This is a genomic window from Streptomyces sp. MS191, from assembly GCF_008042125.1.
In the GTDB taxonomy this organism is placed as follows: domain Bacteria; phylum Actinomycetota; class Actinomycetes; order Streptomycetales; family Streptomycetaceae; genus Streptomyces.
Genome location: NZ_RDBI01000065.1, coordinates 298,746 through 310,337, shown reverse-complemented (window position 1 = coordinate 310,337; position 11,592 = coordinate 298,746). Strand labels below are relative to the sequence as shown.

Here is an 11,592-nt window from a genome sequence, read left to right as displayed (position 1 = left end):
GGCGCCGCGATGGTCTGGTGGAAGCGGCGCCCGCGCTGGCCGCGGCGGGCGCCGCGATGGTCTGGTGGAAGCGGCGCCGTACCGGCACCCAGGGCTGATCCCGGAGGTGCCCTGCCACCGCGAGCGGCCCCGTACCCRTSAYGGGTACGGGGCCGCTCGCGGTGGACGGGCTCACGGGGGGTGCCCTGCCGGTTTTCGGTCAGGTCGGCCGGCAGGGCACCTCCGGGATCAGCCCTGGGTGCCGGTACGGCGCCGCTTCCACCAGACCATCGCGGCGCCCGCCGCGGCCAGCGCGGCGGCGATGCCCGCGATCAGGCCCACCGGGACGTCGGATCCGGTGTCCGCGAGGTCCCCGTCGGGGTTCTTCGCGGGCGGGGTCTGACCGCCGTTGCCCGGGGTGGAGGGGCTAGGCGCCGGCGTCGACGGCTGGTCCGTCGGGTCGGGGCCGCCCGGGTCGGTCGGCGTCGGCGTGGGCGTCGGCTTGGTACCGCCGCCCGAGCCCTTGCCGGTGTTGTTGCCGCCGAGGAAGGCGCTGTCGGTGTCGGCGTAGGCGGTGGTCGCCTTCTGTGCCGCGTTCACCGTGTCGGGCATCTCCGGGTTCTCGGCCTGGAAGCGGGCCTTGGAGATGTTCTTCTTGGGCTGCTTGGAGAAGTCCACGCCGCCGAGGTAGAAGGAGAACTCCAGGACGGAGCCGTCCTGCGGGTACTCCCGCTTGAAGTGGAAGTCGCCCTCCCGGAACGACTTCAGGTAGTCCGCGTAGATCTTCTCGCGGTCCCACGCGGTGCGCGACGGCCACCGGGTGGCGTCGTCGGACCCGATGATCGAGTGGAAGTCACCCGGCCGCACCGCGTCCCGCTGCTTGATCCACTCCGCCGCGATCCGCGACGTGTAGACGCTGCGCAGGTCGGCGTACTGCGGGGCCGTGTTGACCAGCTTCTCGACCTCGGGGATCGCGATGCGCTTGATCTGCTCGAAGTTGTACTCCTGGACCGACTCGGGCTGCTTGCACTTGAAGCCCTCGCTGAAGTCGATCTTCGCGGCCTTCACGTTCATGGGCGCGTCGAGGATGTACAGCTTGCCGTCCTCCTCGCGGACCTGGGCCGGGGCCGGCTCGATGTAGTACCGGTAGGTCTTCCAGCAGGGAGCGCCGTTGACGTGCTGGAAGGAGTCCCACAGCCGGTTGCCCACCGGGTTGTCGGGGACCATGACCCGCGCCAGGTCGTGCTTCATCTCCAGGTCCGCTTCCAGCAGGACCCGGCCGGCGTCGGTCTTGGCCAGCTTGTCGTCGACGACCTGGTTCGGCTGGTCGGGGTTGAGGTTCACCCAGAACCGGTTGGGATGCAGCGCCAGCCAGGTGAACAGCGCGTCGGAGGAGAGGTCGATCTTTGCCCCGCCGCCCCACGAGGGGTTCTCGTCCTCGTCGTCGTTCATCTTGGCCTTGAAGCCGTAGTCCATGCCCTTGCCCTTGACGGGCTCGGAGATGTACCGCAGCTCCATGGTGGTGAAGTCGATGCCGCCGGGGCCACGCATCCGGTTCGGCGCGCCGGGCGCCTGGCGGATCGCCGCCTGCCGGCGCTGGGCCTCCTCCTTCGTCCGGCCGGAGTTGCGGGCCATGTCGTTGGCCGCGCCGCTCGCTCCGCCACAGCCCGGCCTCGGCGCGGCGGCTGCCGCCGCGGTGCTCGGCTGGTTGCACTGCCGGCCGGTGAAGGCCGGGTCCTGCCGCGTGTAGCGGGGGTCGGAGGTGAACGTGCCGTTCGGCACGGCACGGTGCTCGTACCACGAGAGTCCGTGCGCCTTCAGCGCGTTGACGACGCCGGGCTTGGGCGGCTCACGGAAGACGTAGACGACCTTGTAGCCGCGCTGCGCCAGCGCCTTGTCCACCAGGAGCTGCTTGGTGTCGATCTGCTTGAGTCCGGACTTGAACTCGTAGATGACCTTCTGCCGGCCGTTCGTCTTGATCGCGTCGAAACGGCGGTCCTTCTTGACGTTCTCCTCGCCGAGTTCCTCCACCAGCTCCTGGAAGAGCTCGGGCATCTCCTCGGCCATCGAGTACTGGCAGTACCAGTCGCGGCCGCCGAGCTTGAAGTACTGCGCGACCTCGCGCTCGTAGGCGTTGCCGCCGCGGCTGTTGGTCTCGCCGTTGACGTAGAAGCTGTTGACGTACTCGTTGAAGGTGCCCTTGTAGCGGTCCTTCTCGGGCTTGGCCTGGTTCTCCTTCCAGTACGCCCAGGCGTGCTCGGGGCTGGCGTTGGTGTACTTGTTGTGGTCCGGCTTGATCTTCCGGAGCACGCTCTCGTCGGGGAGTTCGAGCCCGGAGAGCGCCTTGCGCGGATTCTCGAAGTCGTAGGTGCGCTTGGTGTCGCCCAGGGTGCGCCACTGGTACTTGCCCGCGGGCTTGAAGCCGGGAAGGCTGCCCATGCGGGGCGCCCGGTTGGGCGTCTGGTACATCTCGGTGCACCGCTTGGCGGCGGCGTGTGCTTCCTGGGCGTTGTCCAGGACGGGCGGTAAACCGCCGGAGAGGATGCCGACGCTCAGTGCCAGCACGGCCGCGCGGCCGAGCCAGGAGGAGCGCCGGGATATGGAGTGGATCAAGGCAATCTGTCCCATGGTCAGGGGGCCACGGGTTCGTCGATGCGGATGGTGCGGCAGGCCACGGCCCCCGTGGTAGTGGCCTGCGCGTGAGTCACCCTAGGGGCGGGGTTGTGAAGGAAATGGCGGGGACACGCCAAGGTTTGGAACACAACTCGGCTTTTATGGAGGCCGATTCGGCGGGCCGCCCGGATCCGGACGGCGGAGACCGGACACCGCCCGAGCAGCGCCTAGGGTGACCGTATGTCTGACGAACGGAACGACCTCGAGGACGGGACGGCGGCCGACACGGAGGTGGACCGGTGGATCGCGGACGTCCCGGCCCTGCTGATGCGGCTGGAGACCTGGCACACCCCGGAGGGCTTCGCCGCGGACCGGACCCCCGAGTCGCTGCGGCTGCTCGAGGAGGCCCTGGTCCTCGGCTACGAGCCCGAGGGGACCGACGACTCCCGTGACTTCCTCCAGGGCGCGATGGCCTGCCTCGGCGAGTCCCTGATGCAGATCGTCGGCGGCCGCTGGGGCTGGAGCGACGGGGGCCACCCGCTCGTGCTGCCCGACGCCGGTCTCGGGCTGGAGCCGCTCGATCCGCTCAAGCTGGTGATCGAGGCCCAGGAACGCGCCGATTTCCAGGTGTTCACCGAAACAACCCGTGCGCTGAGCGCCGCCGTCGAGGCCCGCAGGGCGACCGTGCCGGGGTGGAAGCCGGTCAAGGAGCGAACCCCCGGCCTCGACCCCTGGGCGCGGAACGACGCCCACCCGTGGCTGGCCGGATGGCTGGCGGAACGTCGTGAGGCCTTCGCCGCCTGGGCGGCCGACACCGGCGCCGACCCGCGGACATGGGACTTCTCGCCCGCCTCGCTCGACGCCCTGGGCGACCTGGTGATCGCGCGGTACGCGAGCGAGGACGCCTACCGCGCGGACGAGCACGGCGCCTTCGTCCAGGGCGCCGTCTGGTACGTCGGCGAGGTCGCCGTGCACCACAAGGCCGGCGCCTGGGCGTACCACGAGGCGGAGCCGAGGATCCCCAGGGAGGAGGTGGAGCGGAACATCTTCCTCGAGCGTCCGTTCGTCAACCAGCCCACGGTGCGCGACGGCATCGGCGACGTGCCGTTCCACGTGCTGGCGATCGCGGTGGACGACCGGGACCCGAGCGCGCTGCGCGAACACCTGGACTGGTATCGCGAACCCGACCCGGAGGGCGGCCCGGTGTCCTACCGGGGCACCCCGTGACGCGAGGGTGCGTCGTCACGCCGATCGGACCGGGTCGGCGAGACGCCCCTGGCGCCGGGAAAATGCCTGGTCGGCGGCGGCGGGGCCGTCCATACTCGGGCATGTGTTCCTGACGATCAGCACCACCGGCACCCCCGAGCGTCCCGCGACCGATCTGGGCTTCCTGCTGCACAAGCATCCCGACAACGCGCAGACGTTCTCGACCTCGCACGGCACGGCACACGTCCTCTACCCCGAGGCGTCCGCCGAGCGGTGCACGGCCGCGCTGCTGCTGGAGGTGGATCCGGTGGCGCTGGTGCGGCGCGGCAAGGGCAAGGGCCGGGGCGGAGCCCCCGACACGGCCCTCGCGCAGTACGTGAACGACCGGCCCTACGCCGCCTCCTCGCTGCTCGCCGTCGCGCTCTCCTCGGTCTTCAAGTCGGCGCTGCGCGGCGCCTGCAAGGCACTGCCCGAACGGGCCGCCGAGCCGCTGCCGCTCCGCATCGAGGTGCCGGCGGTCCCGGCCCGCGGCGGCGCCGCACTGGTCCGCCGGCTGTTCGACCCGCTCGGCTGGGACACGGTCGAGGCGGAGCCGGTCGTGCTCGACACCGCCTTCCCCGAATGGGGCGATTCGCGATACGTGCGGCTCGTCCTCGAAGGGGAGCTGCGGCTCGCCGACGCGCTCAACCAGCTGTACGTCCTGCTGCCGGTCCTCGACGACGCCAAGCACTACTGGGTCGCGCCCGACGAGGTCGACAAGCTGCTGCGCGCCGGTGACGGCTGGCTCGCCGAGCACCCCGAGCAGCAGCTGATCACCAGCCGCTACCTCGCCCGGCGCCGCAGTCTGACCGTGGAGGCGATGGAGCGCCTGGAGCTGGCGCGCCTGGCCGAGAGCGACGGCCTGGAGGCGGAGGACCTCGACAACGCGGTCGACGCCGACGGGACCACGGAAGCCGACGGAACCACGGACAGCGACGCGACCACCGGCGGCACGGACGCGACCCCCGGTGCCGACGGGACCACGGAAGCCGACGGAACGGGGGAAGCCGACGGGGCCACGGCCACCGGGAAGCGGCCGCTGTCGCTCGCCGAGCAGCGGCGCGACGCGATCCTCGCCGCGCTGCGCGCGGCCGACGCGACCCGGGTGCTCGATCTCGGCTGCGGCCAGGGCCAGTTGGTGCAGGCGCTGCTCAAGGACGTCCGCTTCACCGACATCGTCGGCGTCGACGTGTCGGTCCGCGCCCTGACCATCGCCGGGCGGCGGCTCAGGCTGGAGCGCCTCGGCGAACGGCAGGCGGGCCGGGTGAAGCTGATCCAGGGCTCGCTCGCGTACACCGACAAGCGGTTGACCGGTTACGACGCGGCCGTCCTGAGCGAGGTCATCGAGCACCTCGACCTGCCGCGGCTGCCGGCGCTCGAGTACGCCGTGTTCGGTTCGGCCCGTCCCCGGACGGTCCTCGTGACCACGCCGAACGTGGAGTACAACGTCCGCTGGGAGTCCCTGCCGGCCGGTCACGTACGGCACGGCGACCACCGCTTCGAATGGACCCGCGAGGAGTTCCGCACCTGGGCGGCGGGCGTCGCCGAACGGTACGGGTACGGCGTGCGGTTCACCCCCGTCGGCCCGGACGACCCGGAGGTCGGCCCGCCCACCCAGATGGCCGTCTTCACCCAGGCCCCGAACCAGGACCAGGCCCCGAACCAGGGCCAGGCCCCGAACCAGGACCAGGCCCCGAACCAGGACCAGGCCCCGAACCAGGCCCAGGCCCCGAACCAGGCCCGGACCCCGAAGCACGCCTCGAACCCGACGCAGGACCGGAACCCGAAGGAGGACTCGGCATGACCGACACCACCCGCAAGCTGCCCGTCACCGACCTGTCCCTCGTGGTCCTGATCGGTGCCAGCGGCTCCGGCAAGTCGACCTTCGCCCGTCGCCACTTCAAGCCGACCGAGGTGATCTCCTCCGACTTCTGCCGCGGACTCGTCGCCGACGACGAGAACGACCAGAGCGCGAGCCGGGACGCCTTCGACGTCCTGCACTACATCGCGGGCAAGCGGCTGGAGGCGGGACGGCTGACCGTCGTCGACGCCACCAACGTGCAGCAGGAGGCCCGGCGTCAGCTCGTCCAGCTCGCCCGGAAGCACGACGTGCTGCCCATCGCGATCGTCCTCGACCTGCCCGAGGACGTGTGCCGGACCCGGAACGCGGCCCGCCCCGACCGGGCCGACATGCCCGCCCACGTCGTGCAGCGCCACCGGCGCGAGCTCCGCCGCTCACTGCGCGGTCTGGAGCGGGAGGGCTTCCGCAAGGTCCACGTCCTGCGCAGCGTCGAGGAGGTGGACGCGGCCGAGGTCGTCACGGAGAAGCGGTTCAACGACCTGCGCCACCTCACCGGCCCCTTCGACATCATCGGAGACATCCACGGCTGCCGCTCCGAGCTGGAGACCCTGCTCGGCAGGCTCGGCTACGTCGACGGCCACCACCCCGAGGGACGTACCGCCGTCTTCGTCGGCGACCTCGTCGACCGCGGCCCCGACAGCCCGGGCGTGCTGCGCCGCGTGATGGGCATGGTCGCCGCCGGCGACGCGCTCTGCGTGCCCGGGAACCACGAGAACAAGCTCGGCCGCTGGCTCAAGGGCCGCAAGGTGCAGGAGACCCACGGCCTGGCCGAGACCATCGAGCAGCTCGGCCGCGAGAGCGAGGAGTTCCGGGCGGAGGTCGGAGGGTTCATCGACGGTCTCGTCAGCCACTACGTCCTCGACGAGGGCAGGCTGGTGGTCTGTCACGCCGGTCTGCCGGAGAAGTACCACGGCCGGACCTCCGGGCGGGTGCGCTCGCACGCGCTCTACGGCGACACCACGGGCGAGACCGACGAGTTCGGGCTGCCCGTGCGCTACCCGTGGGCCGAGGACTACCGCGGCCGGGCCGCCGTCGTCTACGGCCACACGCCCGTGCCGAACACCTCCTGGATCAACAACACGATCTGCCTCGACACCGGCGCGGTGTTCGGCGGGAAGATGACCGCGCTGCGCTGGCCCGAGCGCGAACTCGTCGACGTACCGGCCGAGAAGGTCTGGTACGAGCCGGCGCGACCCCTCACCACCGAGGCGCCGGGCGGGCACCAGGGGCGTCCGCTGGACCTCGCCGACGTGCACGGACGCCGGGTCGTGGAGACCCGGCAGATGGGCAACGTCGGCGTCCGTGAGGAGAACGCGGCGGCGGCCCTGGAGGTGATGAGCCGGTTCGCGATCGACCCGCGGCTGCTCGGCTACCTCCCGCCGACCATGGCGCCGACGGCCACGTCCCGTGCCGAGGGCTTCCTGGAGCACCCGGCCGAGGCGTTCGCGCAGTACGCGGCCGACGGCGTCCAGCGGGTCGTGTGCGAGGAGAAGCACATGGGTTCGCGGGCCGTCGCCCTCGTCTGCCGCGACGCCGAGGCGGCGCGTGAACGGTTCGGCGTGGACGCGGCCGAGGGAGTGACGGGCTCGTTGCACACCCGCACCGGACGGCCGTTCTTCGACGACCGCGCGGTCACCGAGGAGGTCCTGGCGCGGCTCCGCGCGGCCGTCACCGCGGCCGGGCTGTGGGACGAGCTCGACACCGACTGGCTGCTGCTCGACGGAGAGCTGATGCCGTGGTCGCTGAAGTCGGCGGGGCTGCTGCGCGCGCAGTACGCGGCCGTCGGCGCGGCCTCCCGCGCGGTCTTCCCCGGCGCGCTCGGCGCGCTGGAACAGGCCGTCGCCCGGGGTGTCGAAGGCGTCGACGCGCTGCTCGCCAAGCAGCGCGAACGGGCCGCGGACGCCGAGGCGTTCACCGAGGCGTACCGGCGGTACTGCTGGCCGACGCAAGGACTGGAGGGGGTGCGTTTCGCGCCGTTCCAGCTCCTGGCGGTCCGCGGCCGCTCCCTGGCCGCCCTGCCGCACGACGAGCAGCTGGGCCTGCTCGACCGGCTGGTCGAGCACGACCCGGCCGGGCTGCTCCAGGTCACGCGCCGGCTGGTCGTCGACACGGGGGACGAGGCGTCGGTGCGGGCCGGCGTCGACTGGTGGCTGGAGATGACGGCTGCCGGCGGCGAGGGCATGGTCGTCAAGCCGCTGGCCGCGCTCGTCCGGGACGGGAAGGGCCGTCTCGTGCAGCCCGGCGTCAAGGTCCGCGGCCGCGAGTACCTGCGGATCATCTACGGTCCGGAGTACACCCGTCCGGAGAACCTGGAGCGCCTGCGGAACCGCTTCCTCGGCCACAAGCGCTCGCTCGCCCTGCGCGAGTACGCGCTCGGCCTGGAGGCGCTGGACCGGCTGGCGGAGGACGAGCCGCTCTGGCGGATCCACGAGGCGGTGTTCGCGGTGCTCGCCCTGGAGTCGGAGCCGGTCGACCCGCGTCTGTGACTCCGCCGGGAAAGCCCCTGGGGGTGTCTTGTCGGTCAGCCCGGCAGGGTCGCTGAGACGCCCCCGAGGGCGCGGCTCCGGGCCCGGACGGCGAGCCGCCCGCCCCGGACCGGGCGTTTCCCGCCCGGGACGGCGCGGGCGGGCGCGCCGCCGATCCGCGTGATCTCGTCGCGGATCGGGGCGCGCGGCCGCCCGCTCCGTCAGGATGGGCCCATGGGATTCCACGTCGATTCCGAGACCGGGCGGCTTCGCCGCGTCATCCTCCACCGGCCCGATCTGGAGCTGAAGCGGCTCACACCGTCCAACAAGGACGCGCTCCTCTTCGACGACGTGCTCTGGGTGCGCCGGGCGCGGCAGGAGCACGACGGATTCGCGGACGTGCTGCGGGACCGCGGGGTCGAGGTCCACCTCTTCGGGGACCTGCTGCGGGAGGCGCTGGAGCTGCCCACGGCCCGGGCGCTCGTGCTCGACCGCGTCTTCCACGAGAAGGAGTACGGACCGCTCGCCGCCGACCACCTGCGCGCGGCCTTCGACTCCCTGGACTCGGGCGCGCTCACCGAGGCGCTGGTGGGAGGGATGACGAAGCGCGAGTTCCTGGCCGCGTTCAGCGAACCGACCTCCGTGCGCTTCCACGCCCTGGACCTGGACGACTTCCTCCTCGGGCCGCTGCCCAACCACCTCTTCACCCGTGACACCTCCGCCTGGATCTACGACGGTGTCTCCATCAACGCGATGCGCTGGCCGGCCCGGCAGCGCGAGACGGTCCACTTCGAGGCCATCTACAAGCACCATCCCCTCTTCACGGGCCCGGAGGCGGGTGCCTTCCACCACTGGTCGGAGGGGCAGACGGACTATCCGTCGACCATCGAGGGCGGCGACGTGCTCGTCATCGGCAACGGCGCGGTGCTCATCGGGATGAGCGAGCGGACCACGCCGCAGGCGGTGGAGATGCTGGCGCGCGGCATGTTCGCGGCGGGTTCGGCGCGCACGATCGTCGCGCTCGACATGCCGAAGCGGCGGGCGTTCATGCACCTCGACACCGTCATGACGATGGTCGACCAGGACACGTTCACCCAGTACGCGGGGCTCGGCATGCTGCGCTCGTACACGATCGAGCCGGGCGACGCGGGAACCTCCCTCCGGGTCTCCGACCACCCGCCGGAGCACATGCACAGCGCGATCGCGGCCGCGCTCGGGCTGCAGGACATCCGGGTGCTGACGGCGACCCAGGACGTCCACGCGGCGGAGCGCGAGCAGTGGGACGACGGCTGCAACGTGCTCGCCGTGGAACCGGGCGTGGTCGTGGCGTACGAGCGCAACGTCACCACCAACACCCATCTGCGCAAGCAGGGCATCGAGGTGATCGAGATCCCGGGCAGCGAGCTGGGCCGGGGCCGCGGCGGGCCGCGCTGCATGAGCTGCCCGGTCGAGCGGGACGCCGTCTGAGGGGCGTGGTCCGAGGGGCGCGGCGGGCCCCGGGCCGGGCGCGCGGCGGGCTCGGAGGGCACACTGAGGGCCCGCGGCCGGTACCCGGGACGGTGGCGGGCCCGGGTGAGTGGGCCTCGTCACCCACCCAGGGCTGTATAGGAATACTGGAATACGTATAGACTTCCATACCTGTCGCCGCCCCTCCGTGACCCTTCCAGGAGTGCCCTCATGGCCACTGACCTCATCGGCCGCCCCTTCCTCAAGGAGCTGGACTTCACCGCCGAGGAGTTCCGCGGTCTGGTCGGGCTGGCCGCCGAGCTGAAGGCGGCCAAGAAGGCGGGCGCCGAGGTGCAGCGGCTGCGGGGCAGGAACATCGCCCTGATCTTCGAGAAGACCTCCACCCGGACCCGCTGCGCCTTCGAGGTCGCCGCCGCCGACCAGGGGGCCTCCACCACCTACCTCGACCCGTCCGGCTCGCAGATGGGCCACAAGGAGTCGGTCAAGGACACGGCCCGGGTGCTGGGCCGGATGTTCGACGCCATCGAGTACCGCGGGGACAGCCAGCAGGCTGTCGAGGATCTCGCGACCCACTCCGGCGTGCCCGTCTACAACGGTCTGACGGACGACTGGCACCCCACCCAGATGCTCGCCGACGTCCTGACGATGACGGAGCACTCGGATAAGCCGCTGGACGCGATGGCCTTCGCCTACCTCGGCGACGCCCGCTTCAACATGGGCAACTCGTACCTGATCACCGGCGCCCTGCTCGGCATGGACGTCCGGCTCGTGGCCCCGCGGGCCTACTGGCCGGCCGAGGGGTTCGTGGCCCAGGCGCACAAGCTCGCCGAGGCCAGCGGGGCGAGGATCACCCTCACCGAGGACGTCGCCGAGGGCGTGCGCGGCGCGGACTTCGTCGCCACCGACGTCTGGGTCTCCATGGGTGAGCCCAAGGAGGTCTGGGACGAGCGCATCGCCGCCCTCTCCCCGTACGCGGTGACCATGGACGTGCTGAACGCCACCGGCAACCCGGACGTGAAGTTCCTGCACTGCCTGCCGGCCTTCCACGACCTCGGCACCGCCGTCGGCCGGGACATCCACGCCCGCCACGGACTGACCGAGCTCGAGGTCTCCGACGAGGTCTTCGAATCCGCCCACTCCGTCGTCTTCGACGAGGCGGAGAACCGGATGCACACCATCAAGGCCGTCCTGGTCGCCACGCTGGCGGGCGACACCCTCTAGGTCCTGTCCGGACCCGGCCCCGCCCTCCTGGGGGTCCGCCGGGTCCTGCCCTCCCGCTGCTCCGTCTCACGGCTCCTGCGGCCCGCGCTGGCGGGGCAGTGCGGGCAGGGTGAACCACACCGCCTTGCCGTGCGCGGTGGCGCGGTGCCCGCAGGCGCTGCTGAGGGCGCGGATCAGCAGCAGCCCCCGCCCGTGCTCCTGCCAGGGGTCGGGTTCGGCGGGAGGGGCGGTCCGCGTGAGGACCTCGGGCGGCGCCGGGTCGTGGTCGTGGACCTCCACCTGGTAGCCGCCGGGGCCGGGCAGGAGCTCGATCACGAGCGCGAGCGGGGCGTCCCCGGACGTGTGCTCCACCGCGTTGGCCACGAGTTCCGCGGTGAGCAGTTCGGCCGTGAACCCGTTCGTCCCCCCGGGAGCCTCGCCGATCTCCGCCAGCGCCGTACGGATCAGCGCGCGGGCGATCGGCACGGCCGCGGCGGTGTGGGGCAGCTCGATGCGCCAGGAGCGATCGGCACGGCCGCGGCGGTGTGGGGCAGCTCGATGCGCCAGGAGCAGCGGGAGGGCAGGACCCGGCGGACCCCCAGGAGGGCGGGGCCGGGTCCGGACAGGACCTAGAGGGTGTCGCCCGCCAGCGTGGCGACCAGGACGGCCTTGATGGTGTGCATCCGGTTCTCCGCCTCGTCGAAGACGACGGAGTGGGCGGATTCGAAGACCTCGTCGGAGACCTCGAGCTCGGTCAGTCCG

General features: G+C 71.8%; 7 protein-coding genes and 1 pseudogene. 5 read left to right on the top strand and 3 right to left on the bottom strand.

All coding sequences use genetic code 11. From position 1 onward, the window contains the following. Nucleotides 1-228: 228 nt before the first annotated feature. Nucleotides 229-2,607, bottom strand: coding sequence for a hypothetical protein (locus tag EAO71_RS28250; RefSeq protein ID WP_147980636.1), 2,379 nt, complete (start codon nucleotides 2,605-2,607; stop codon nucleotides 229-231). Nucleotides 2,608-2,832: 225 nt separating this feature from the next. Between EAO71_RS28250 and EAO71_RS28245 the strand changes: the two genes are divergently transcribed. The 5 genes from EAO71_RS28245 to argF all read left to right on the top strand — a co-directional run bounded on the left by EAO71_RS28245 (nucleotide 2,833) and on the right by argF (nucleotide 10,851). After that, nucleotides 2,833-3,819 (top strand): hypothetical protein, encoded by a 987-nt coding sequence (locus EAO71_RS28245; RefSeq protein ID WP_147980635.1) that lies wholly within the window; start codon nucleotides 2,833-2,835, stop codon nucleotides 3,817-3,819. A 103-nt stretch (nucleotides 3,820-3,922) separates the two neighbouring features. Next, nucleotides 3,923-5,641, top strand: coding sequence for a 3' terminal RNA ribose 2'-O-methyltransferase Hen1 (locus tag EAO71_RS28240; RefSeq protein WP_261992390.1), 1,719 nt, complete (start codon nucleotides 3,923-3,925; stop codon nucleotides 5,639-5,641). Then, complete coding sequence (locus EAO71_RS28235; RefSeq protein ID WP_147980634.1) at nucleotides 5,638-8,184, top strand: polynucleotide kinase-phosphatase; 2,547 nt, start codon at nucleotides 5,638-5,640, stop codon at nucleotides 8,182-8,184. The genes EAO71_RS28240 and EAO71_RS28235 overlap by 4 nt, the downstream gene beginning before the upstream one ends. Before the next feature lie 213 nt (nucleotides 8,185-8,397). Beyond that, complete coding sequence (locus tag EAO71_RS28230; RefSeq protein WP_147980633.1) at nucleotides 8,398-9,630, top strand: arginine deiminase; 1,233 nt, start codon at nucleotides 8,398-8,400, stop codon at nucleotides 9,628-9,630. A 210-nt stretch (nucleotides 9,631-9,840) separates the two neighbouring features. Continuing rightward, nucleotides 9,841-10,851, top strand: a complete 1,011-nt coding sequence (gene argF / locus EAO71_RS28225) for an ornithine carbamoyltransferase (RefSeq protein ID WP_147980632.1) — start codon at nucleotides 9,841-9,843, stop codon at nucleotides 10,849-10,851. A gap of 66 nt (nucleotides 10,852-10,917) precedes the next feature. Here the strand turns inward: argF and EAO71_RS28220 are convergent, their stop codons facing one another. Then, entirely contained in the window at nucleotides 10,918-11,397 is a 480-nt protein-coding gene (locus tag EAO71_RS28220; RefSeq protein ID WP_147980698.1) for an ATP-binding protein, read from the bottom strand. 62 nt (nucleotides 11,398-11,459) lie between these two features. Next, nucleotides 11,460-11,592, bottom strand: a pseudogene (locus tag EAO71_RS28215) (ornithine carbamoyltransferase); the annotation flags it as partial.

Coding starts and splice junctions, on each gene's coding strand:
- EAO71_RS28230 (WP_147980633.1), top strand. CDS start 8,398: ATGGGATTCCACGTCGATTCCGAGACCGGGCGGCTTCGCCGCGTCATC.
- EAO71_RS28235 (WP_147980634.1), top strand. CDS start 5,638: ATGACCGACACCACCCGCAAGCTGCCCGTCACCGACCTGTCCCTCGTG.
- EAO71_RS28245 (WP_147980635.1), top strand. CDS start 2,833: ATGTCTGACGAACGGAACGACCTCGAGGACGGGACGGCGGCCGACACG.
- EAO71_RS28250 (WP_147980636.1), bottom strand. CDS start 2,607: ATGGGACAGATTGCCTTGATCCACTCCATATCCCGGCGCTCCTCCTGG.
- argF (WP_147980632.1), top strand. CDS start 9,841: ATGGCCACTGACCTCATCGGCCGCCCCTTCCTCAAGGAGCTGGACTTC.